This window comes from Rhizorhabdus antheiae (assembly GCF_049889055.1).
GTDB lineage: Bacteria > Pseudomonadota > Alphaproteobacteria > Sphingomonadales > Sphingomonadaceae > Rhizorhabdus.
Genome location: NZ_JBLTWO010000011.1, coordinates 30,445 through 51,520 on the forward strand (window position 1 = coordinate 30,445; position 21,076 = coordinate 51,520).

Sequence of the window (21,076 nt, forward strand, 5' to 3'; positions counted from 1 at the left end):
CAGAATCGGTTAATTTTCAGGCGTCTGCGGTTAGCCAAAGTCCGAGAGCGAGAGGCCGCTGGTTCCTTCGAGACGAATCGCCTCCAGTGCGGTCAGCGGTCCGGCGTCATAGAAGAGGTAGAGATCGCTGCCCACGGAGATGGTCGCGACCGCCGTCGATCCGCTTACCGCAAGCGACTGCAGCGCGGATGCGAGGGCAGCTTCGAGGGAGACGGTGGCAGTCAGTGCGGTCACGGCGGTGGGGACGAAGCCCAACCGGATATGATCGACACCGCGGACGAAGTCGGTGATGCTGTCTGTCGCGGATCCGACGAGGGTCGCGTCGGCATCGACGAACACGAAGAGATCGGCGTCATTGCCGCCGGTCAACCGGTCTATGCCGGCACCGCCGGCCAGCGTGTCGCTGCCGAGGTCGCCCTGCAGGATATCGTCGCCGGTGGCACCGCTCAGGCTGTCATTGCCCTGGCCGCCGCGCAGCGAATCGTTTCCGGCACCGCCCACGATACTGTCATTGCCGAGATTGCCGTTGACGGTATCGTTGCCATTGCCGCCTTCGATACGGTCATTACCCTGACCGCCGAAGATCCGGTCCGACCCGTCCTGGCCGTTGAGCGAATCGTCACCGGCATTGCCCTGCAGATAATCGCTTCCGGCGCCACCGTTGAGGGTATCCGCTCCATCCCCGGCGAGGGCGGTGGCGGCTGCGCCGTAGAGATGGTCATTGCTGTTGCCACCGGTGATCGAGTCGGTGCCGAGGCCGCCCATGATGACATTGCCATTGTCATTGGCGGTAGCGACGTCGTTGCCACTGCCCAGCGTCAGCGCGTCGATCCGCGTGTCATAAGCGATGGCGAGATTCTTCGAGAGGCCGGCGACGCTGCTGAAACTGCCTGCGTGAAGATCCACGGTCGAGGCCTGGCTGAAGCCGGACAGATCGAGTGCGTTGCCCGTCCCCTTGTTCCACAGCGTCACGACCGGCCGGCTATTCTGCGTGAAGTCATAGAACTTCCCGATGTCGCCCCCGATATTGCTGTTGAAGCCATAGGTCTGCCCACCCGACAGTGGCGTATCGACCGCGACCCCGTACATCCGCTGGATCGCGAGAATGTCGAGCATCATCGGGGTCGTGGGATCGTTGCCGTAGTTGAGGCCGTTGCTCGAACGCGAGGTTCCCCAGCGAAAGGAGCTGTCGGGATCGAGATAGGACATGATTGTCCAGGCGCGGTTGTCATAGGCGGTGTAGGCCGTCTCCGCGACGCCCGCGCCCTCGTCATAGGCACCGCCATGGCCCAGGCCCAGGACATGGCCCCATTCATGGATCAGGGTGGTGTAAGGGTAGCCGCCATATTCGGAGAAAGCGGCGCCAAGCGGGCCGAAACCGGCGGTGGATGTATCGATCGTGATCTCGCCATCGGTCGCGCGACCGACCCGCGAGGTGCCGGTTGCCCCCGGAATGAAGCTGCTCTGGCCGCCCGATGCCGATCCGTCATTGCCGCGAGTGATCAGGATGTCGGCCGTGCCCGGTGAGGCCGCAACGAAGCGGATATTGGCGACCGCTGACCACAGAGCCGCAGTTTGCGTGAATGCTTGCTGCTCGACCGTCGACCAGTTGGAGGCCGTATCGAAGCCATAGCTGATCGTCGCACCGGTGCCGGCCGTGCCGGGGCCGAATTTCGCAGTATAATTGGGGCTGGACGAATATGTCGCCGGACTGTCGTTGTTCCATGTCCAGAAGCTCTGCGCAGCCAGCAGACCGTTCGCATCGATCCCGGTCAGATAGGTGAGCTGGCTTTCCTGTGCCGCGTCGATGGTCGCCATAAATCCGTCGCCCTGTTCGCTCTATCTACTTTCTGTATCGCGATTTGGTTGAACGGCATATTGCGGCGCTGTGCCATATGGCGAAAAGTTCCGCTGTTCGTCGCATTTTCCTGTCGAAAGGACGATGCGCTGGCCAAAAAAAGACCCGGTCGCCAGGCGGCGCCGGGTCTCTAAAATCACTATGAAGACTGGCCTCAGGCTTCGCTGGCCTTTTCGGCCAGAACCGTCAGACCCTTTTCATTCACTTCGGCGAAACCGCCTTCGACGTGAATGCGCGCTGCGATCGTATTCGGGCCCGAATAGATTGCCAGTTCGCCCGTCCGGACCGTCGACATGAACGGGGCATGCCCGGCAAGCACGCCAAAGTCGCCCTCGGCGCCCGGGACCACGACCATATGGACGTCTTCCGAACGGAGCAGCTTCTCCGGGGTGACGAGTTCGAAATGCAGATCTGCCATCGATCAATCCTGTCTGGCTTGCAGGGCAAGGTCGAAGGCCGTCGCGGCTTTTTCGAACTTGTCCCGGCAACCCGGGTTACAGAAGCCGACGACCGCGCCGCGATAGCGGGTCAGCGAATCCGCCGCGATCGGTTTTCCCGACCAGGGGCAGAGTTCGTTGACCGCGTCCTCGAGGCGCGGCCGGTCTTCCATCAGGCCGCTTCGGCGGCCAGCTTCTTGGCCTTCTCGACCGCTTCGTCGATGCCGCCGACCATGTAGAAGGCAGCCTCGGGGAGGTGGTCATATTCGCCGTCGACGACGGCCTTGAACGACTTCACCGTGTCCTCGATCGACACGAACTTGCCCGAGATGCCGGTGAAGACTTCGGCGACGTGGAAGGGCTGCGACAGGAAGCGCTGGATCTTGCGGGCGCGCTGGACGGTCAGCTTATCCTCTTCCGACAGCTCGTCCATGCCGAGGATCGCGATGATGTCCTGCAGCGACTTGTACTTCTGCAGCGTCTCCTGGACGGCGCGGGCGGTCTCATAATGTTCCTGACCGACGACGCGCGGCTCGAGCACGCGGCTGGTCGAGTCGAGCGGGTCCACGGCCGGGTAGATGCCCAGCTCGGAGATGGCGCGCGACAGAACGGTCGTGGCGTCGAGGTGGGCGAAGGACGTGGCCGGCGCCGGATCGGTAAGATCGTCCGCGGGAACGTAGATCGCCTGCACCGAGGTGATCGAGCCCTTGTTGGTCGACGTGATGCGCTCCTGCAGCGCGCCCATGTCGGTCGACAGGGTCGGCTGATAGCCCACGGCCGAAGGAATGCGGCCGAGCAGCGCCGACACTTCCGAACCCGCCTGGGTGAAGCGGAAGATGTTGTCGACGAAGAACAGCACGTCCTGGCCTTCGACGTCGCGGAAATATTCGGCGATCGTCAGGCCCGACAGAGCGACGCGGGCACGGGCGCCCGGCGGCTCGTTCATCTGGCCGAACACCAGAGCGACCTTCGAACCCTCGGGGGTCGGGTTGCCGTCAGCATCCTTAGCGATGACGCCTGCGTCGAGGAACTCGTGATAGAGATCGTTACCCTCACGGGTACGCTCGCCGACGCCGGCGAATACCGAGGTGCCGCCATGGCCCTTGGCGATGTTGTTGATCAGCTCCTGAATGAGCACGGTCTTGCCCACGCCGGCGCCGCCGAACAGGCCGATCTTGCCGCCCTTGGAATAAGGCGCGAGCAGGTCGATGACCTTGATGCCGGTGACCAGAATGCTGGTCTCGGTCGACTGGTCGACGAACAGCGGGGCCTCGGCGTGGATCGGGGCGCTCAGGTCGGTGTCGACCGGGCCGCGCTCGTCGATCGGCTCACCGACCACGTTGAGGATGCGGCCGAGCGTCTTCGGGCCGACCGGAACGCGGATCTGCGAGCCGGTGTCGGTCACGGCCTGGCCGCGGGTCAGGCCCTCGGTGGCGTCCATCGCGATCGTGCGGACGGTGTTTTCGCCCAGATGCTGCGCGACTTCGAGAACAAGGCGGTTGTCGCCGTTCTTCGTCTCGAGCGCGTTCAGGATCGCGGGGAGGGTGCCGCCATCGAAGGTCACGTCGACGACGGCGCCGATGACCTGGCTGATGCGCCCGACATTGTTGGTGGTGGTAGCCATGTTGGGTTTCCTTGCTGGCCTGGTTCGTTAGAGCGCTTCGGCGCCCGAGATGATTTCGACGAGTTCGGTGGTGATCGCGGCCTGGCGGGTCCGGTTGTACTGGATCGTCAGACGGTTGATCATGTCGCCGGCGTTGCGGGTCGCATTGTCCATCGCGGTCATGCGGCTTCCTTGCTCGGACGCGGCGTTTTCGAGCATCGCGCGGAACAGCTGGATCGCGACGTTGCGCGGCAGCAGCTCCGTGAGGATGGCTTCCTCGTCGGGCTCATATTCGACGGCCGCCGACGCGCCGGTCGCCGCAGCGCCTGTGTCAGCGGCGAGCGGAACAGGGATGATCTGGAGCTCGGTCGGCTCCTGGACCAGCGCCGACTGGAACTTGGCGAAGAACAGATGCGCCACGTCGAACTCGCCGGCATTGTAACGCGCGATCAGCTCGTCGGCGACCTGACGGGCGTCGTCGAAGGCGACATTCTTGATATGGCTCTGGTCGACCTGATGAACGATCTTGCCCGGATAGAGGCGGGCGATCACAGCGCGCCCCTTTTTGCCGATCAGATAGAACTTCACCGTCTTGCCCTGCGCGAGCAGGCTCTCGGCGGTCTTGCGGGCCGCGCGAACGATGTTGGTGTTGAACGCACCCGCAAGGCCGCGCTCGGAGGTCGCGACGACGAGCAGGTGAACCTGATCGCTGCCGGTTCCCGCCAGGAGCTTGGGGCTCTGCGGGCCGATCGTCACCTTCGAGGCAAGGCTCGCCATCACGGCGTTGAGCCGTTCGGCATAGGGGCGCCCGGCCTCGGCCGCCTGCTGCGCACGGCGCAGCTTGGCGGCAGCGACCATCTTCATCGCCTTGGTTATCTTCTGGGTCGACTTCACCGAGGTGATGCGGACCTTCAGGCTCTTCAGACTGGGCATTTACTGTCCGTCTTTCTTCGATATGCGGCGCCGGATGTCTCCAGCGCCCCAAGCGTTTAGGCGAAGGTCTTCACGAAAGCTTCGAGCGCAGCCTTGAGCTTGCCCTTGGTCTCGTCCGACAGATCCTTGGAGGTGCGGATGTCGGCCAGAATGTCGGCATGCTTCGAGCGCATCTCGGAAAGCAAAGCTGCTTCGAAGCGGACGACCGAGGCGGTCGGGAAGGCATCGATATAGCCGTTCACGCCGGCGAAGATCGACACGACCTGCTCTTCGAAGGGCAGCGGGTTGAACTGCGGCTGCTTGAGCAACTCGGTCAGGCGCGCACCGCGGTTGAGAAGCCGCTGGGTCGAAGCGTCGAGGTCCGAGCCGAACTGCGCGAAGGCCGCCATCTCGCGATACTGGGCGAGCTCGAGCTTGATCGAGCCGGCGACCTTCTTCATCGCCTTGGTCTGGGCGGCCGAACCGACGCGGCTGACCGACAGACCGACGTTGATGGCCGGACGGATACCGGCGTTGAACAGGTCGGTCTCAAGGAAGATCTGACCGTCGGTGATCGAGATCACGTTGGTGGGGATGTAGGCCGACACGTCGCCCGCCTGGGTTTCGATGATCGGCAGCGCCGTCAGCGAACCATTGCCATTGGCGTCGTTGAGCTTCGCGGCGCGCTCGAGCAGGCGGCTGTGGAGATAGAACACGTCGCCCGGATAGGCTTCGCGGCCTGGCGGGCGGCGCAGCAGCAGCGACATCTGACGATAGGCGACAGCCTGCTTCGACAGATCGTCATAGACGATCAGGGCGTGCATGCCGTTGTCGCGGAAATATTCGCCCATGGCGACGCCGGTATAGGGCGCCAGATACTGGAGCGGGGCGGGGTCAGACGCGGTCGCGGCGACGACGATCGAATATTCCATCGCGCCATTCTCTTCCAGCGTGCGGACGAGCTGGGCAACGGTCGAGCGCTTCTGGCCGACGGCGACGTAGATGCAATAGAGCTTCTTGCTCTCGTCGTCGCCCTTGTTCGCTTCCTTCTGGTTGATGAAGGTGTCGATCGCGACGGCCGACTTGCCGGTCTGGCGGTCGCCGATGATCAGTTCGCGCTGGCCACGGCCGACGGGAACGAGCGCGTCGAGCGCCTTGATGCCGGTCTGCACGGGCTCGTGCACCGACTTGCGCGGGATGATGCCCGGCGCCTTGACTTCGACGCGGCTGCGCTGATCGGAAACGATCGGGCCCTTGCCGTCGATCGGGTTGCCGAGGCCATCGACCACGCGACCGAGCAGACCCTTGCCGACCGGAACGTCGACGATGGTGCCGGTCCGCTTGACGACATCGCCTTCGCGGATCTGGCTGTCGGACCCGAAGATCACGACGCCGACATTGTCGGCTTCGAGGTTGAGGGCCATGCCCTTGATGCCATTGGCGAACTCGACCATCTCACCGGCCTGGACATTGTCGAGGCCGTGGATGCGGGCGATACCGTCACCGACCGACAGCACCTGGCCGACTTCGGAGACCTGCGCTTCGGTGCCGAAGCTGGCGATCTGGTCGCGGATGACCTTCGAGATTTCTGCGGCGCGGATATCCATGTTCAGCCTTTCATCGCAATCGCGAGGGAGTTCAGTTTGGAGCGGATCGAACCGTCGATCTGGCGCGAGCCGACCTTGACGATCAGGCCGCCGAGGATCGACGGGTCAACGGAGAGTTCGACCGCGACGTCGCGGGCGAGCTGGGTCTTGAGCTTGGCCTTGAGCGCCTTGACCTGCGTTGCGGTCAAAGCACGTGCGGAGGTCACCTCGGCGGTCACCTCGCCGCGATGGGCTGCCGCCAGCTGGTTGAAGGAACGGATGACCTGGGCGGTCTGCCCGAGGCGCCGGTTCTGCGCAAGCACGCCCAGGAACTTCGTCGTCAAGGGATCGAGCCCGAGGGCCTCCGCCGTCGCTGCGACTGCCTTCAGCGCTTCCGCGCGCGACACGAGCGGGCTGGTCGTCAGCCGACGGAAATCCTCCGAATCGGCGAGAGCGCCCTTCAGCGTCTGAAGGCTCGCGGAGACCGCATCGATCGCCTTCTCGTCACGCGCCAGATCGAACAGCGCAGTCGCATAACGTCCGCTGAGGCTAGCCTGAATACCGCCGGAATTCTCCACGCGCTTTCAATCCCCCATAGTTGGTTCGGCCCATGCGAAAAAAGGGGCCGCCGGAAGCGTCCCCCCATGGGTTGCGGCGCGGTTAGCAGGGGTGCCCCCACTATGCAAGGCAGGAAGGGGCTTAAGTTACGGTGATGGTGTGGACGGCGCTCTGAGGGAGGTTTGAGTCGCATAGCGACATTCTCCACAGTGTGACTGTCGAAGGTCCACCATGGAGCACCATCCACATGAGCAAGCTATCAAGCGATTTGTCGACTGTCACGGTCGTCGGCCTCGATTTGGCCAAGCATGTCTTCCAGGTTCACTGCGTCGATGCCGAGGGCCGGGTAGTGCTGAACCGTTCGCTCAGGCGACGCGAGGTGGCGGACTTTTTCCGGCGTCTGCCGCCTTGCCGGGTGGGTATGGAGGCATGCGGCTCGGCCCATCATTGGGGGCGTGCGCTGATTTCGCTGGGGCATGACGTGAAACTGATGCCGCCTGCCTATGTGAAGCCCTACGTGCGGCGCCAGAAGAACGATGCCGCCGATGCGGAAGCGATCTGCGAGGCAGTGACGCGACCGTCGATGCGCTTCGTGGCCGTCCGTTCGGTCGAGAACCAGGCGGTGCTGATGCGCCACAAGGTACGCGAACTGATCGTCGCCCAGCGGACCCAATTGCTCAACGCGCTGCGCGGCCATCTGGCCGAGGCCGGGGTCATCGCCGCGCAAGGAGCCTGCAACGCACGCGCGCTTGCAGCGCTCGTCGCGGCTGGCCACGACGAGGTGCCGACCTGTGTGGCTCAGGCGCTTGTGCCTCTGGTGGAGCAACTCGGCCATCTGGATGCCGCCATCGCCGAAGCCGACAAGGCGATCCTCGAAGCCGCGCGTGGCAGCGCGGATGCCCGGCTGTTGATGTCCATTCCCGGTATCGGACCCCTTACCGCCGATGCGTTCGTCGCCACGCTGGGCCCCGATGGCGTGCGCCAGTTCTCAGGTCCACGCGAGTTTGCTGCCTTTCTCGGGCTGGTCCCGCGCCAGCGATCCTCGGGCGGCAAGGAACGGCTCGGCCGGATCACAAAGATGGGCAACGCCTATCTCAGGAAACTGCTGGTCGTCGGCGCACATGCCGTTCTCCATCACCATGCCCGGCATGAAGATCCCCTACGGATGTGGGCCAGGAAGCTGCTCGCGACCAAGGCGTTCAAGCTCGTTGCGGTCGCCATAGCCAACAAGTTGGCACGGATCGCCTTCGCCCAGCTCTCACGCCAGACGCGATACGCCGGAGCCTGAGGCCACCATTCTTCCAGCTCGTTCAGGGTGCCCATGCGGTGATGTGACAAGCGGACAACAAGGCGGCACAGCCCGGTGCAGCGTCAGCGCTACGAGCGCGATACGGTGATAGAGGCACGCCGCCGGCAGCGGACAATCATCAGGGCCAGCGGCAACCACCGCATCCAACAGGCCGAAGATATGACCGCACCCGTTCAACACAACAACGCATCAAAACCCTTGACGAGGAGCGCCGTCCAGACATGACGTGAACGAGGCCCTCTTCCGATCCCGCGATGGGCGCTGCTGTTCGTCCGCATGTGGTTCCGAATCGGAAAGCCGGACCTCGCGGCCCGGCTTTCCTCTTCCGTTTTGCGCTGAAGCGTTCAGGCCGCCTTCGCGTCGATCACGGCCGCCGGCTCGACACCATCGATGGCGATGCGGCGCGGCTTCTTGTGCTCCGGAATCTCGCGGACCAGTTCGACGTTGAGCAGGCCATTCTCATAGCCTGCACCCGTCACCTTGATCGTGTCGGCGAGCTGGAAGCGGCGTTCGAAGGCACGCTTGGCGATTCCGCGATGCAGGAACTCGCGCTGACCTTCTTCGGTCGGCTCGGCGGCGCGGCCGATGATGATCAGCATATTGTCCTGGACGGTGACGTCGATTTCCTCGCGCGTGAAGCCCGCCAGCGCCATCTGGATGCGGTAGGCGCCGTCGCCGGTCTTCTCGATATTGTAGGGCGGATAGCTGTCGCCGTCGCCGCGCGCGAAGTCGACGAGGCGGTTGAGATTCTCGAAACCGATCGACGAACGGAGGAGGGGGGCAAAATCAAGAGTACGCATATGGTCCATGTCCTCATCAAAGCGATTGACCTGTGCCCGCGGGAGACCCGCCGGGCTGTCGATCCGCCCCGGATGGCGACGGCCGACAGCATCGAGATAGGAGGGTGTCCCGGACCTTCAAGGGGTACTCTCGATCGGCATAGGAGGCGCGTTCGTTGACTGGGGCCGCAGGTCCGCCTAACCGGGGCCCATGGTAGCCTATCTCGAATTCGAAAAGCCGATCGCCGAGCTTGAGGCGCGGATCTCCGAACTCCGGTCGACCGCGCATGCGGGGTCGCTCGACATAGACAGCGAGGTCGCAAAGCTCGCGGCCAAGTCCGAAAAGCTTTTGCGCGACACCTATGCGAAGCTGTCGCCCTGGCAGAAGACGCAGGTCGCGCGCCACGCGGAACGCCCGCATTTCAGACATTATGTCGCGGGGTTCGTCAGCGATTTCGTGCCGCTGGCCGGGGATCGCGCTTTTGCCGACGACCAGGCGATCATCGGCGGCCTCGGCCGCATCGGCGATCGCAAGGTCATGGTGATCGGCCATGAGAAGGGCGACGACACGGCCTCGCGCATCCGCCACAATTTCGGCATGGCCAAGCCCGAGGGCTATCGCAAGGCCATCCGGCTGATGGAGTTGGCCGACCGCTTCGGCCTGCCGGTCGTCTCGCTGGTCGACACATCGGGTGCCTTCCCGGGCGTGCAGGCGGAAGAGCGCGGGCAAGCGGAAGCGATCGCCCGCTCGACCGAGGCGTGTCTCGCGCTCGGCGTCCCGATGGTCGCGGCGATCGTCGGCGAGGGCGGGTCGGGCGGTGCCATTGCCGTCGCCGCCGCCAACCGCGTGCTGATGTTCGAACATGCCGTCTATTCGGTGATCTCGCCCGAAGGCTGCGCGTCGATCCTGTGGCGCACCGGCGACAAGGCCGCCGACGCAGCCGAAGCGATGAAGATGACCGCCGCCGACCTGCAAAAGCTGGGCGTCGTCGACCGCATCGTTCCCGAACCCGTGGGCGGCGCGCATCGCGACCCGGCGGCTGCGATCGCCGCACTCGGCGAGGCGATCGGCGACGAACTCGACAAGCTGAGCGGCAAGAAACCGGCGACGCTGCGAGCGGCCCGTCGGGATAAGTTTCTCGCGATCGGCTGACCGCTCGTAACGGAACCGTTCCGCGACGCGGGCTTTATGCGGTGCAGAGGAGGGCACGCATGACCAGATTTCTGATCCCAGCCTGCGTCGCGCTGGCTGTTCCCTTTGCCGCTGCACCAGCACTGGCCCAGGCACCGTCGATTTCGGAGAGCGACCGGAAGACGGGCGCAGAGGCGCATCCGCAACTCGTTCAGGAGTTCGGTGGCGCGATGAAGGGACCGGCGGCGGACTATGTGTCACGCGTCGGCAAGAAGATCGCGGTCCAGTCGGGTCTGTCCAACTCGGAGCGTGACTTCACCGTCACGCTGCTCGATTCGCCCGTGAACAACGCCTTCGCAATCCCCGGCGGCTATGTTTACGTTACGCGCGGCCTTCTTGCGTTGATGAACGACGAAGCCGAACTGGCGTCGGTGCTGGGCCACGAGGTCGGCCATGTCGCTGCCCGTCATTCCGCCAAACGACAGCAGACCGCGACAATAACGTCGGTGCTGGCGGGAATCGTCGGGGCGGTGGCAGGCAATTCGGGCGTCGGCAGCCTGATCGGTCGCGGAGCCGGGGTCGGCGCCGACCTGATCACCAAGGGCTTTTCCCGGACGCAGGAATATCAGGCCGACGATCTGGGCGTGCGCTATCTCGCCAGCGCAGGTTATGACCCGCTGGCCTCGTCGGACATGCTTGCGATTCTGGGAGACCAGCAATCGCTGGAAGCGCGCCTGACCGGACAGAAGAACTCTCTTCCGACCTGGGCAAGCACCCACCCCAATTCTGAGGACCGCGTCCGCCGGGCGGCATCCAAGGCCGACGCCACCGGCAAGGCCGGTCGTGGCAACCGGAATCGCGATGCGCTGCTCGATGCGGTCGACGGGCTCGCCTGGGGTGAAGACCCGGCCAAGGGCTATACCGAGGGCCGCGAGTTCCGGCTCCCGACCCAGCGGCTAGCGTTCACCGTGCCCAGTGGCTACACGCTCAACAATGGCGATGCGGCGGTGACGATCACCGGCTCTGGCGGGCAGGCGACCTTCTCCGGCGCCAAGCTCGGCCAGAACGGCCTCGACGGCTATGTCGGTCAGGTGTTCGCCGCCCTTCAACCAAACATGCGCTATGGGGGAATCCGTTCGGGCAAGGCCAACGGGATCGACTTTCGCTACGCTTTCGGGACCGGCAACAGCAATGCCGGGCCACTGGATGTCGGTGTCTTCGCCTATCGCCCGGATAATGGTCCCATCGCCTATCATTTCGTGACGATGGCGCGGTCGGGTCAGGGCATCGGCCCGTTCCAGCCGCTGGTCGAGAGCATGCGGCGCCTTTCCGCCGCGGAGGCAGCTGCCGCCAAGGGCTACCGCATCAAGGTCGTGCGGGTGAAGGCAGGCGACAGTGCCGAATCGCTGGCGCGCCAGATGGCGTTTTCCGACGCGCAGCTGGAGCGTTTCCTGGTGCTCAATTCACTGGAGCGAGATAGCCGCCTGCAGGCCGGGGATCGCGTAAAGCTGATCGTTCGCGCGCCCTAAGTCGAAAGCGCGCGGCAAAAGGGCAGCCGGTGCAAGACCGGCCGCCCCTCGCGGACAGCAGCTAAGCTGGGCGCTGGCCCGATCAGCTCGCCTTCATATTGTTGGAGACGTTCGAGAACGTCTTCTGCAGCTGATTGCCCAGGCTCGTCATCGCGGTGATCGCGGCGACGGCGATGAGCGCGGCGATCAGGCCATATTCGATCGCGGTAGCGCCCTTGCTGTTCTTCAGCAGCTTCGAAATGAACTTCATAACTCTTACTCCCGAGTCCCGAATTCGGGTGGTTTGCCCGGCCCGGCTGGCCTTCAACCATGGGGCCAACACAGCGACCGTAATGGGTGAGTTACTGTCATTCGGTTAACGCGAGGCGCGATCTCACGTAAAATTACGTAGCGGATGTAAAATTACGTAGCGGAAACCTTGTTCGATATGTCGTTCCAGCGCGATTGCACGGAGCTGCCGAGGCCGACGACCGCGCCCATGATGGCCAGGAATACGAGCGCGAGGATCAGGCCATATTCGACGGCGCTGGCACCGCGCTCGTCGCGGGCAAGAGCGCGCAGACGCTGGCGAATGGCGGATTCGGGCTTCATATCGATCCTCGACCAAATGGCGAACGGCCGCGCTTTGCACCGGCTTGCTCATTTCGTAAGCGCTACGGTTTAAGAAAGCCCTAAGGAAATTGTCATGAATCCGGTGCAGACCCTGTTCGTCGTCGCGGCCGCGCTGATCGACGGCGATGGCCGTGTCCTTGTCCAGCAGCGCCCGGCCGACAAGAATATGGGCGGATTGTGGGAGTTTCCGGGCGGAAAGGTCGAGCCGGGCGAGTCGCCGGAATCGGCGCTGATCCGCGAACTTCGCGAGGAATTGGCGATCGACGTCGAGCGCGCATGCCTGGCGCCTGCCTGCTTCGCGAGCGAACCGCTCGGCGACAAGCATCTCGTCCTGCTGCTCTATATCTGCCGGAAATGGCGCGGAATGGTGCAGCCGCTCGAGGCGCCGGCGATCAAATGGGTCGCGCCGGTGCAACTCCACGGGCTGGACATGCCTCCGGCGGACCGACCGCTGATCGGCCTGCTCGAGGCCCTGGTCTAGGGGCGGGGTGGTAGCGCAGGCGATGGAGCCTCGACCGGAGCGCCGGACAGGCCGATCGTCACGCCGGGCACGCGGCCTGCAGAAATGTCGGACAATATGCCGAGCACCGGGGTCGGATCGGTCCCCGGTCCCAGCGGAAAGATCAGCAGAGCGCCGCACGGTTGAAGATCGAGGCCCGCCTTGCGGAACCGCGTTCGCACTCCCTGCAGGCCAGCTGTTTCGCCAGAAAGGACAATCGAGTCCTGAAGCGAGGCGGCCGGGCAGGCGGCACTCGCTTGTGCAGCCGCGATCCGGGGACGCCGCCCCCGCATCGTCTGCCCGCCATAGCGCGATTCCAGGCGGGCGAGCGCCCGTTCGGCGTCCTGGCGCAGCGCCAGAGCCTCTTCGTCGCTCGCACTTCTCGTGAGCAGCATGACCTGCCTCAGCACATCCGCTACGGACTCTACCGAAGCGGGGTCGTCACCCACCCGGGACGGCAGGGCCTGGATTTCGGCAAGCGATATCAGCGCCGCCAGGGTTTCCGGAGCGGACGGGCCGAGACGGGCATAGCGGATGCGATAGGCCTGTTGATAAGCGATGTCGGTCCACGCGGCCGGATCCTCTGCGTTGAGCAGCCGTTCGACCTCGGCCCGTTGCATCAATGCGGTGGCGACTTCCGGCGCATCGACGCCCAGCGACAGGCGAAATCCGTCCACCGCCTCCTGCAACAGGTCGAGGATGATCGCGCCAGTTTCGTCCGACAGAGCAGGACTCTCGCGATAGACGAACAGCGCAAAGCGCTGGGCGGCCTCGGAGCGGGCGTCGATCTTACGGACTTTGCCGGTTCGGCGAAGATATAGCCGACGCGCCTCGGAAACCTTGCCTGCGCGAACCAGCGCGGCTTCCTTCGGAGGAATGTCCGCAGGTGCCACAGCCGCCTCGGCTTCGCTTCGGCCGGGTTCTGCGCCATATGCGTCCGAAATCGACGATAGCAGCAGCGCAGCAGCAATCGGCGGCGCCCATAGCCAATTCTTCCGCGCGCTGGTCATCGCGCGATGCATGGAACGGGGCGGGGCGGCTGTCCAGAGCCGCCCCGTCCAGTCGTCAGGCCTCGGGCTTCTCGAAGGCGACGCTGATCTGGAGCGGCACCGCGTCGGGTACCAGGGGGATGCCGTAGCTGACGCCGAAGTCGCTGCGCTTGATGGTGGTCGTGGCGTCGAAACCGATCGTGCGCTTGCCCATCATCGTGCCGGCGCCGACGAACACGGCATCGAGCACGACCGGCTTGGTGACGCCCTTGATCGTCAGATTGCCGCTGATCTTCGCGGTCTTGCCCATCGCGCGGACCGAGGTCGACTCGAAATGGGCGGTCGGATATTTCGCGGCGTCGAAGAAGTCGGGGGCCTTCAGATGTTCGTCGAGCTTCTCGACCGTGGTGGTGATGCCCGACATCGGGATGTCGATCGAGACCTTGGCTTTCGCCGGGGCCTTGGGATCGATCGTCATCGAGCCGGTGAGCGAGCCGAACAGGCCGCGATAGGTGCTGAAGCCGAGATGATTGACCGTGAAGGTCACCTGGCTGTGGCCCGGATCGACGGTGTAGGTGCCTGCGGTGACGCGGCGGACGTCGGACGAGCCCGGAGGCGCTTTCGGCATCTGTGCGGCAAGCGGAACGGCGGCGATCGAGATGCCCATGACGAGGGCGAAGGCGGTGATCTTCATGCAATCCTCCGAAAACGACGACGGGCGACAGACTATCGCCTGCCGCCCGTTCAACAATCGCCTAAACCGAAACGATCCGTTTCGGCATCGATCGCTCAGTTCTTGGCCTTGTCGACCAGCTTGTTCTTGCCGATCCAGGGCATCATCGCGCGCAGCTCGGCGCCGACCTTCTCGATCGGATGCTCGGCGACGAGCTTGCGGCTCGCCTTGAGCTCGGGCTGGCCAGCGCGGTTATCGAGGACGAAGCGCTTGACGAACTTGCCCTTCTGGATGTCGTCGAGGACGCGCTTCATCTCGGCCTTGGTCTCCGAGGTGATGACGCGCGGGCCGGTGTGGATGTCGCCATATTCGGCTGTGTTCGAGATCGAGTAGCGCATGTTGGCGATGCCGCCCTCATACATCAGGTCGACGATCAGCTTCACCTCGTGGAGGCACTCGAAATAGGCCATTTCGGGGGCATAGCCCGCCTCGACCAGCGTTTCGAAGCCGGCCATGATCAGGTGGCTGAGGCCGCCGCACAGAACCGCCTGCTCGCCGAACAGGTCGGTCTCACACTCTTCCTTGAAGGTCGTCTCGATGACGCCCGAACGACCGCCGCCGATCGCCGAGGCGTAGGACAGCGCGACGTCGTGCGCGTTGCCGCTCGAATCCTGCGCGATCGCAATCAGGCAGGGAACGCCGCCGCCGCGCTGATATTCGGAACGGACGGTGTGGCCCGGGCCCTTCGGCGCGATCATGAACACGTCGATGTCGGCGCGCGGCTCGATCAGACCGAAATGCACGTTCAGGCCGTGGGCGAAGGCGAGCGCCGCACCCGGCTTCATATTGTCGCGCAGATCGTCATTGTAGATCGCGGCCTGATGCTCGTCGGGCGCCAGCACCATGATGATGTCGGCCCACTTGGCGGCATCGGCGTTCGACAGGACCTTGAAGCCGGCGTCTTCGGCCTTCTTCGCGGTCGCCGAACCGGGACGCAGCGCGATGGCGACTTCGGCGACGCCGGAGTCGCGCAGATTCTGCGCATGGGCGTGGCCCTGGCTGCCATAGCCGACGATGGCAACCTTCTTGCTCTTGATGAGGCCGATGTCGGCATCACGATCATAATAGACGCGCATGATGTGCTTCCCTGTGACGCGGCCCGGCATCCGGATGGAGACGGTCGCCTGTTTGAAAAATGTGACTGGCCCCGTAACGGGCGGGCGCCCGTCCGTCGACCCTGCTTGTTCCTGCCGCCCTTAAAGCGCTTCTTTGCCCCGGGCGATCGCCGCAACACCGGTGCGCGACACTTCGACCAGGCCGACCTCGCGCATAAGCTCGAGGAATTTGTCGATCTTCTCGGTCCCGCCGGTGACCTCGAAGATGAAGCTCGAGATCGTGGCGTCGACCACACGGGCGCGATAGACCTCGGCGAGGCGAAGCGCCTCTATCCGCTGATCACCCGTGCCGACCACCTTCACCAGCGCCAGCTCACGCTCGACATGGGGGCCGAGCGCGGTCAGGTCGGTGACCTTGTGGACCGGAATCATGCGGTCGAGCTGGGCCACGACCTGTTCGATCACCTCCGGCGTTCCGGTGGTGACGATGGTGATGCGGCTGATCTTCTCGTCCTCGGTGATGTCCGCCACCGTCAGGCTGTCGATATTATAGCCACGCGCCGAGAACAGGCCGGCAATCCGGGCGAGGATGCCGGATTCGTTGTCCACGGTCACCGACAGGGTATGCCGTTCGGTCTCTTGCTGCTTGATGTGCATATCGGGTCTCTTGTCGAAGGGGCGGGGCAGGGATCAGACGAGCGCCTTGGCCTCGTCGTCCATCTCGCCGACCACCTCGTCGGCCTCCAGGATCATGTCGGTGTGCGCCGCGCCGCTCGGGATCATCGGGAAGCAATTGGCGAGCTTCGCCACGCGGCAGTCGACGATCACCGGGCCGTCATAGGCGATCATCGCCGCGATCCCGCTTTCCAGGTCGGCCGGGTCCTCGATGCGAATGCCCTTCCAGCCATAGGCTTCGGCGAGCTTCACGAAATCGGGGAGCGCGTCGCTGTAGGATTCCGAATAGCGCCCGGCATAGGTCAGGTCCTGCCACTGGCGGACCATCCCCATATATTCGTTGTTGAGGATGAATATCTTGACCGGCAGACGATACTGGGTGGCCGTGCCCAGTTCCTGGATGTTCATCTGGATCGAGGCTTCGCCGGCGATATCGATCACCAGCGCGTTGGGATTACCCAGCTGTGCGCCGATCGCCGCGGGCAGACCATAGCCCATCGTGCCGAGCCCGCCCGAGGTCAGCCATTTGTTCGGCCCCTCGAAATCGAAATGCTGGGCGGCCCACATCTGGTGCTGGCCGACTTCGGTGGTGATGATCGGCTTGCGGCCATGGGTCGCCTCCCACAGCTTGCGGATCGCGAGCTGCGGCATGATCTCCTTGGTCGAGGCCGGATATTTCAGGCATTTGCGTGCGCGCCACTCGTCGATCTGGCCGAACCAGCCGGTCAAGTCCTGCGCGCTGTGCTGGCGTCCCTTCCACAGCTTGACCATGTCCTCCATCGCCCGACCCACATCGCCGACGATGCCGAGATCGACACGGACCGTCTTGTTGATCGACGAACGGTCGATATCGATGTGGATCTTCTTGGAGTTCGGCGAGAAGGCGTCGAGACGCCCGGTCACCCGGTCGTCGAACCGCGCGCCTAGGCACAGGATCAGGTCGGCCCGGTTCATCGCCATATTGGCTTCATAGGTGCCGTGCATGCCGAGCATGCCCAGCCATTGCGGGCTGGACGCCGGGAAGGCGCCGAGGCCCATCAGAGTCGAGGTCACCGGCGCGCCGGTGATCCGCGCCAGTTCGCGCAGGACCTGGCTGGCAAGCGGGCCGGCGTTGATGATGCCGCCGCCGGTGTAGAGGATCGGCCGCTCGGCCGCCGCCAGCATCTCGACGGCTGTTTCGAGCAGGGCGGTGTCGGCCTTCACCTGCGGGCGATAGCCCTTGTGCGGCAGCGCCTGGATCGACGGCTTGCGATAGGCGGCGCTCGCCACCTGCACGTCCTTGGGCAGGTCGACCACGACCGGGCCGGGGCGGCCCGAGGTCGCGATGTGGAAAGCTTCGTGGATCACGTCGCCGAGCTTGGCCGGATCCTTCACCAGATAATTATGCTTGGTGCAGTGGCGGGTGATGCCGACCGTGTCGCACTCCTGAAAGGCGTCGGTGCCGATCAGCGGAGTGCCCACCTGGCCCGTCAGCACCACCAGCGGGATCGAATCCATCAGCGCGTCGGCGATGCCGGTGACGGCGTTGGTCGCGCCGGGACCCGAGGTCACGAGCACCACGCCGGGCTTGCCGGTCGAGCGGGCATAGCCTTCGGCCGCATGCACCGCGCCCGCCTCATGGCGCACCAGAATGTGGCGAATGCGCTTCTGCTTGAACAGTGCGTCGTAGATCGGAAGGACCGCGCCGCCGGGATAGCCGAACACGACCTCCACGCCCAGGTCGGTCAGAGCCTGGAGCAATATGTCGGCACCGGTCATCTCGGCAGTCATGTCACGTCCCCTTGTGCGCCGCAGCGCGCTGGTTGAAGCCGGGCTGCCTAAAGACAATAAACTATGCTGTCAACGCCTCTGCGTGTAACTTAATTGCTATTTTATCTATCGTTGAGTTATTGAGTTGCGTTTGAACGGTGGGCCAGTGGGCTGGCGGTTGGTGGCGGAACCAGGTGTACTGGCGCTTGGCATATTGCCGGGTCGCCGCCTGACCCTGGACAACCATCGTCTCGCGGTCGATCCGGCCTCCCAGCCAGTCCGCAATCTCGGGCACGCCGATCGCCCGCATCGCAGGCAAGTCGGATGAAAGTTGCCGCGCCAGCAGAGCTTCTACTTCCTGGATAGCCCCCTGTTCCAGCATGGCTTCGAAGCGCCTGTCGCAACGCTCGCGGAGCCAATCGCGCGGCGGCAGGAGGATGCGGGCGGCAATCGAGACGCGATCGGCGATCCCGCCTTCGAGCCGCCGTTGCCAGTCCGACAGGGATGTCCCTGTCGACCGTACGACCTCCAGCGCGCGGGCGATACGGCTGCTGTCGTTCGGATGTAGATGGCCCATTGCCGGGTCCTCACGCAGCAAGCTGGCATAGGCTTCGTCTGCGGGCAGGGCGCGGACCTCGGCTCTTACACCAGGATCGATATCCGGAACCGGCGCAATGCCGAACAGCAATGTACGCAGGTAGAGCCCGGTGCCGCCGACGAGGATCGGCAGCCGGCCCTCGGATGCGGCCTCATCGATAGCCGCCTGCGCGTCGGCGGCCCAGTCGGCGGCGCTGCACGCGGTCGCGGCGTCGCGATAGCCGAACAGCCGATGCGGCGCGCGGGCTTCCTCGGCGGCGTCGGGGCGCGCAGACAGGATGCGCAGGTCGGCATAGACCTGGCTGGCATCGGCGTTGATCACGACGCCGTTGGACAGTTCGGCCAGCCGTACCGCCAATGCGGACTTGCCGCTGGCCGTCGGCCCCGCAATAAGCGCGACCGGAATCGTCGACGGGGAATTGCTTGTGTTCATCGCCACCTTGATAGCATCCGAACGGCTCGCCGCAGGGGATATTTCCGCAGCCGAGGACCACATCCGCTCGGCCGGCGCCACGCCGACCGGCCAGCTCTGGCTCGATGAGGGCGTTGCCTGCGATATCCGGTTCCAGGGCGATGCACCGGCGGTTCGCACCGCTCTGGAAGGCGCGATCGGCAGCGTGGACGTCATCGTCCAGGTCGAGGCCGAGCGACAGCGGAAGATGCTCGTGGCCGACATGGATTCGACGATGATCACGATCGAATGCATCGACGAACTGGCCGACTATGCCGGGATCAAGCCGCAGATCGCCGAGATCACCGAGCGTGCGATGCGGGGAGAACTTGACTTCGAGGGGGCGCTCGATGCTCGCGTTGCCCTGCTCAAGGGGCTCGACGCGTCGGTGATCGATCGCTGCCATGCCGAGCGGGTCGTGCTGATGGGTGGCGCGTGCGAGCTCGTGCGCACGATGCGGGCGCACGGCGCCGACTGTTATCTCGTCTCGGGCGGGTTCACCGCGTTCGCCGACCGCGTGGCGGCGGACATCGGTTTCACTCGCGCCCTGTCCAACGTGCTGGAGATCGTCGATGGCAAGCTCGCGGGCACCGTCGCACGCCCGATCGTGGGGGCTGCGACCAAGCGGGAGACGCTGCTCGCTGAAGCGGCGGCGCATGGGATCGCGCCGGACGCCTGCCTGGCGGTGGGCGATGGCGCGAACGATATCCCGATGATCCAGGCGGCAGGCCTGGGCGTCGCCTATCACGCCAAGCCCAGGACGGCGGCAGCCGCCGGAGCGCGGGTCGATCATTGCGACCTGACCGCGCTGCTCTATGCGCAGGGTTATGCCCGCAAGGATTGGGTGATCTGAACCCGGAGGCTCAGGGCGCCACGGCGAAGCAAGTGGTGCCGGTCGCCTTGACGGCCGCACAGGCCTGCTGCGCGGCGGCGCGCGAGCCGAGTGGTCCGGCCTGGAGCCGGGTCAGCGTCTTCACCGGCGTGTAGGTCGGCGTCAGCGCCTTGAGACCGGCCTTGGCGGACAAGGACGTCCAGGCGTTGCGCGCTGCATCGGCGCTCGAGAAGGCGCCCAACTGGATCTTCCACCCGCCGCCGGCGACCGCGACCACCGCTTGTGGCGCACGGACGGCAGCCGGGGCCGGAGCGGCAGGACGCGTCGCAACCGATTTGGCGGGGGTGGGGGCGGGCTCGCTGGCCGGTGATGCGGCAACGCTCGGCGCCGTCCATGGCGTCGACGGCGCGGCCTGCGCCATCACGGGTGCGGGCGTCGGAGCGGGCGGCGGGGCCGAGGGCGGGACGCTGGCCTGACCGACCGGGGCTGGTACGACCGTGGTCCGCATCGTCAGCGGCGTTCCGGCCGGGCCGGTGCCGTCATTGGTCCGCAACATCGCGGTACGCTCGAGTTCGCGCGCGATTGCCAGTCCGGCCTGCTTCTGATTGTCGGGGATGACCTGTTCCATCTGCATCAGGCTCTGGTTCGCAGCGCCGATATCGGCCGCTTTCGCGCGCATCATGAAAGCATAGGCGCGGGCCCAGTCTTTCGGCAGCAGGTCGCCGTTGAAATAGGCGGTGCCGACGACATATTGCGCACGGCCTTCGCCCCGGTCGGCGGCCTTGCGTAGCCAGGTCATCGCCTCTTCGCGTTGCCCGCTCTGGAACAGCATCAGCCCAAGCAGGGCCTGCGCCTGTTCATGTCCGGACGCGGCAGCCTTGCGATACCAGGCCAGAGCCTGGGCCTGGTCGACGGGTACGCCGCGGCCGAGCTTATAGGCCTGTCCAAGGTTGAACTGCGCATCGGGTTCGCCTGCTTCGGCCGGACCGCGCCATTCGGCGATCGCCTTGGGATAGTCTCCCGCCTTCCAGGCTTCCACGCCTTCCTTGACGCCGGCAACGGCCGGAGCACCCATCGCCACGCCGACCAGCGCAAGGCCCAGCACAAAGCTCTTCATCGTCAACCGCCCCCGATTTCCTGTCGGCATCATCCAAGCTGCTGATAGCGCGAGATGCCGGCCT

Annotated in this window: 22 protein-coding genes; 5 read left to right on the forward strand and 17 right to left on the reverse strand. The window is 64.9% G+C overall.

Annotated features, from left to right (window positions below; genetic code table 11):
- Positions 1 to 30: 30 nt before the first annotated feature.
- From ACNI3R_RS17710 to ACNI3R_RS17740, 7 genes are all read right to left on the reverse strand, one after another.
- On the reverse strand, positions 31 to 1,818 hold the full coding sequence (locus tag ACNI3R_RS17710) for a M10 family metallopeptidase C-terminal domain-containing protein (RefSeq protein WP_426185782.1): 1,788 nt from the start codon (positions 1,816 to 1,818) through the stop codon (positions 31 to 33).
- 194 nt (positions 1,819 to 2,012) lie between these two features.
- A complete protein-coding gene (locus ACNI3R_RS17715; RefSeq protein ID WP_296621243.1) occupies positions 2,013 to 2,276 on the reverse strand; it encodes an ATP synthase F1 subunit epsilon in 264 nt (87 codons plus the stop codon).
- A gap of 3 nt (positions 2,277 to 2,279) precedes the next feature.
- Positions 2,280 to 2,468 (reverse strand): glutathione S-transferase, encoded by a 189-nt coding sequence (locus ACNI3R_RS17720; protein WP_426185784.1) that lies wholly within the window; start codon positions 2,466 to 2,468, stop codon positions 2,280 to 2,282.
- Complete coding sequence (atpD, locus tag ACNI3R_RS17725; protein ID WP_426185786.1) at positions 2,468 to 3,919, reverse strand: F0F1 ATP synthase subunit beta; 1,452 nt, start codon at positions 3,917 to 3,919, stop codon at positions 2,468 to 2,470. The genes ACNI3R_RS17720 and atpD overlap by 1 nt, the downstream gene beginning before the upstream one ends.
- 27 nt (positions 3,920 to 3,946) lie before the next feature.
- On the reverse strand, positions 3,947 to 4,831 hold the full coding sequence (locus tag ACNI3R_RS17730) for a F0F1 ATP synthase subunit gamma (RefSeq protein WP_426185788.1): 885 nt from the start codon (positions 4,829 to 4,831) through the stop codon (positions 3,947 to 3,949).
- Positions 4,832 to 4,887: 56 nt separating this feature from the next.
- Complete coding sequence (atpA, locus tag ACNI3R_RS17735; protein ID WP_426185790.1) at positions 4,888 to 6,417, reverse strand: F0F1 ATP synthase subunit alpha; 1,530 nt, start codon at positions 6,415 to 6,417, stop codon at positions 4,888 to 4,890.
- Positions 6,418 to 6,419: 2 nt separating this feature from the next.
- Entirely contained in the window at positions 6,420 to 6,974 is a 555-nt protein-coding gene (locus ACNI3R_RS17740) for a F0F1 ATP synthase subunit delta (RefSeq protein WP_426185792.1), read from the reverse strand.
- Between the two features lie 248 nt (positions 6,975 to 7,222).
- On the opposite strand from ACNI3R_RS17740, the gene ACNI3R_RS17745 reads away from it, so the two are divergent.
- Positions 7,223 to 8,242, forward strand: a complete 1,020-nt coding sequence (locus ACNI3R_RS17745; protein ID WP_426185923.1) for an IS110 family RNA-guided transposase — start codon at positions 7,223 to 7,225, stop codon at positions 8,240 to 8,242.
- Between the two features lie 365 nt (positions 8,243 to 8,607).
- On the opposite strand, the gene ACNI3R_RS17750 is transcribed toward ACNI3R_RS17745, so the two are convergent.
- Complete coding sequence (locus ACNI3R_RS17750; RefSeq protein ID WP_426185794.1) at positions 8,608 to 9,063, reverse strand: Hsp20 family protein; 456 nt, start codon at positions 9,061 to 9,063, stop codon at positions 8,608 to 8,610.
- A gap of 190 nt (positions 9,064 to 9,253) precedes the next feature.
- On the opposite strand from ACNI3R_RS17750, the gene ACNI3R_RS17755 reads away from it, so the two are divergent.
- Entirely contained in the window at positions 9,254 to 10,195 is a 942-nt protein-coding gene (locus tag ACNI3R_RS17755) for an acetyl-CoA carboxylase carboxyltransferase subunit alpha (protein ID WP_426185796.1), read from the forward strand.
- A 59-nt stretch (positions 10,196 to 10,254) separates the two neighbouring features.
- On the forward strand, positions 10,255 to 11,703 hold the full coding sequence (locus ACNI3R_RS17760; RefSeq protein ID WP_426185798.1) for a M48 family metalloprotease: 1,449 nt from the start codon (positions 10,255 to 10,257) through the stop codon (positions 11,701 to 11,703).
- An 82-nt stretch (positions 11,704 to 11,785) separates the two neighbouring features.
- Here the strand turns inward: ACNI3R_RS17760 and ACNI3R_RS17765 are convergent, their stop codons facing one another.
- Both ACNI3R_RS17765 and ACNI3R_RS17770 read right to left on the reverse strand, forming a co-directional pair.
- Positions 11,786 to 11,953: a Flp family type IVb pilin gene (locus ACNI3R_RS17765; protein WP_426185800.1), complete on the reverse strand. Its 168-nt coding sequence runs from the start codon at positions 11,951 to 11,953 to the stop codon at positions 11,786 to 11,788.
- A 152-nt stretch (positions 11,954 to 12,105) separates the two neighbouring features.
- Entirely contained in the window at positions 12,106 to 12,294 is a 189-nt protein-coding gene (locus ACNI3R_RS17770; RefSeq protein WP_426185802.1) for a Flp family type IVb pilin, read from the reverse strand.
- A gap of 94 nt (positions 12,295 to 12,388) precedes the next feature.
- On the opposite strand from ACNI3R_RS17770, the gene ACNI3R_RS17775 reads away from it, so the two are divergent.
- Positions 12,389 to 12,796 carry a (deoxy)nucleoside triphosphate pyrophosphohydrolase gene (locus tag ACNI3R_RS17775; protein ID WP_426185804.1) on the forward strand — a complete coding sequence of 136 codons (408 nt, stop codon included), beginning with the start codon at positions 12,389 to 12,391 and terminating at the stop codon, positions 12,794 to 12,796.
- Here the strand turns inward: ACNI3R_RS17775 and ACNI3R_RS17780 are convergent.
- The 6 genes from ACNI3R_RS17780 to miaA form a co-directional block, all read right to left on the reverse strand.
- Positions 12,793 to 13,824: a hypothetical protein gene (locus ACNI3R_RS17780; protein WP_426185806.1), complete on the reverse strand. Its 1,032-nt coding sequence runs from the start codon at positions 13,822 to 13,824 to the stop codon at positions 12,793 to 12,795. The genes ACNI3R_RS17775 and ACNI3R_RS17780 overlap by 4 nt on opposite strands.
- A gap of 55 nt (positions 13,825 to 13,879) precedes the next feature.
- Positions 13,880 to 14,497, reverse strand: a complete 618-nt coding sequence (locus ACNI3R_RS17785) for a YceI family protein (RefSeq protein ID WP_426185808.1) — start codon at positions 14,495 to 14,497, stop codon at positions 13,880 to 13,882.
- 95 nt (positions 14,498 to 14,592) lie between these two features.
- Positions 14,593 to 15,612, reverse strand: a complete 1,020-nt coding sequence (ilvC, locus tag ACNI3R_RS17790; protein WP_426185810.1) for a ketol-acid reductoisomerase — start codon at positions 15,610 to 15,612, stop codon at positions 14,593 to 14,595.
- 120 nt (positions 15,613 to 15,732) lie between these two features.
- Positions 15,733 to 16,248, reverse strand: coding sequence for an acetolactate synthase small subunit (gene ilvN / locus ACNI3R_RS17795; RefSeq protein ID WP_296625023.1), 516 nt, complete (start codon positions 16,246 to 16,248; stop codon positions 15,733 to 15,735).
- A 33-nt stretch (positions 16,249 to 16,281) separates the two neighbouring features.
- Positions 16,282 to 18,036, reverse strand: a complete 1,755-nt coding sequence (locus ACNI3R_RS17800; RefSeq protein WP_426185812.1) for an acetolactate synthase 3 large subunit — start codon at positions 18,034 to 18,036, stop codon at positions 16,282 to 16,284.
- 61 nt (positions 18,037 to 18,097) lie between these two features.
- Positions 18,098 to 19,045, reverse strand: coding sequence for a tRNA (adenosine(37)-N6)-dimethylallyltransferase MiaA (miaA, locus tag ACNI3R_RS17805; RefSeq protein WP_426185814.1), 948 nt, complete (start codon positions 19,043 to 19,045; stop codon positions 18,098 to 18,100).
- Here miaA and serB point away from each other — a divergent pair.
- Positions 19,038 to 19,916: a phosphoserine phosphatase SerB gene (serB, locus tag ACNI3R_RS17810; RefSeq protein ID WP_426185816.1), complete on the forward strand. Its 879-nt coding sequence runs from the start codon at positions 19,038 to 19,040 to the stop codon at positions 19,914 to 19,916. The two genes, miaA and serB, sit on opposite strands and share 8 nt — an antisense overlap.
- A gap of 10 nt (positions 19,917 to 19,926) precedes the next feature.
- Here the strand turns inward: serB and ACNI3R_RS17815 are convergent, their stop codons facing one another.
- Positions 19,927 to 21,012, reverse strand: coding sequence for an SPOR domain-containing protein (locus ACNI3R_RS17815; RefSeq protein ID WP_426185818.1), 1,086 nt, complete (start codon positions 21,010 to 21,012; stop codon positions 19,927 to 19,929).
- Between the last annotated feature and the right edge of the window lie 64 nt (positions 21,013 to 21,076).

Bases quoted from the DNA above. Each gene is read 5' to 3' on its own strand.
- ACNI3R_RS17710 (WP_426185782.1), bottom strand. From the start codon at position 1,818: ATGGCGACCATCGACGCGGCACAGGAAAGCCAGCTCACCTATCTGACC.
- ACNI3R_RS17715 (WP_296621243.1), bottom strand. From the start codon at position 2,276: ATGGCAGATCTGCATTTCGAACTCGTCACCCCGGAGAAGCTGCTCCGT.
- ACNI3R_RS17720 (WP_426185784.1), bottom strand. From the start codon at position 2,468: ATGGAAGACCGGCCGCGCCTCGAGGACGCGGTCAACGAACTCTGCCCC.
- atpD (WP_426185786.1), bottom strand. From the start codon at position 3,919: ATGGCTACCACCACCAACAATGTCGGGCGCATCAGCCAGGTCATCGGC.
- ACNI3R_RS17730 (WP_426185788.1), bottom strand. From the start codon at position 4,831: ATGCCCAGTCTGAAGAGCCTGAAGGTCCGCATCACCTCGGTGAAGTCG.
- atpA (WP_426185790.1), bottom strand. From the start codon at position 6,417: ATGGATATCCGCGCCGCAGAAATCTCGAAGGTCATCCGCGACCAGATC.
- ACNI3R_RS17750 (WP_426185794.1), bottom strand. From the start codon at position 9,063: ATGCGTACTCTTGATTTTGCCCCCCTCCTCCGTTCGTCGATCGGTTTC.
- ACNI3R_RS17755 (WP_426185796.1), top strand. From the start codon at position 9,254: ATGGTAGCCTATCTCGAATTCGAAAAGCCGATCGCCGAGCTTGAGGCG.
- ACNI3R_RS17760 (WP_426185798.1), top strand. From the start codon at position 10,255: ATGACCAGATTTCTGATCCCAGCCTGCGTCGCGCTGGCTGTTCCCTTT.
- ACNI3R_RS17765 (WP_426185800.1), bottom strand. From the start codon at position 11,953: ATGAAGTTCATTTCGAAGCTGCTGAAGAACAGCAAGGGCGCTACCGCG.
- ACNI3R_RS17770 (WP_426185802.1), bottom strand. From the start codon at position 12,294: ATGAAGCCCGAATCCGCCATTCGCCAGCGTCTGCGCGCTCTTGCCCGC.
- ACNI3R_RS17775 (WP_426185804.1), top strand. From the start codon at position 12,389: ATGAATCCGGTGCAGACCCTGTTCGTCGTCGCGGCCGCGCTGATCGAC.
- ACNI3R_RS17780 (WP_426185806.1), bottom strand. From the start codon at position 13,824: ATGACCAGCGCGCGGAAGAATTGGCTATGGGCGCCGCCGATTGCTGCT.
- ACNI3R_RS17785 (WP_426185808.1), bottom strand. From the start codon at position 14,497: ATGAAGATCACCGCCTTCGCCCTCGTCATGGGCATCTCGATCGCCGCC.
- ilvC (WP_426185810.1), bottom strand. From the start codon at position 15,612: ATGCGCGTCTATTATGATCGTGATGCCGACATCGGCCTCATCAAGAGC.
- ilvN (WP_296625023.1), bottom strand. From the start codon at position 16,248: ATGCACATCAAGCAGCAAGAGACCGAACGGCATACCCTGTCGGTGACC.
- ACNI3R_RS17800 (WP_426185812.1), bottom strand. From the start codon at position 18,036: ATGACTGCCGAGATGACCGGTGCCGACATATTGCTCCAGGCTCTGACC.
- miaA (WP_426185814.1), bottom strand. From the start codon at position 19,045: ATGAACACAAGCAATTCCCCGTCGACGATTCCGGTCGCGCTTATTGCG.
- ACNI3R_RS17815 (WP_426185818.1), bottom strand. From the start codon at position 21,012: ATGAAGAGCTTTGTGCTGGGCCTTGCGCTGGTCGGCGTGGCGATGGGT.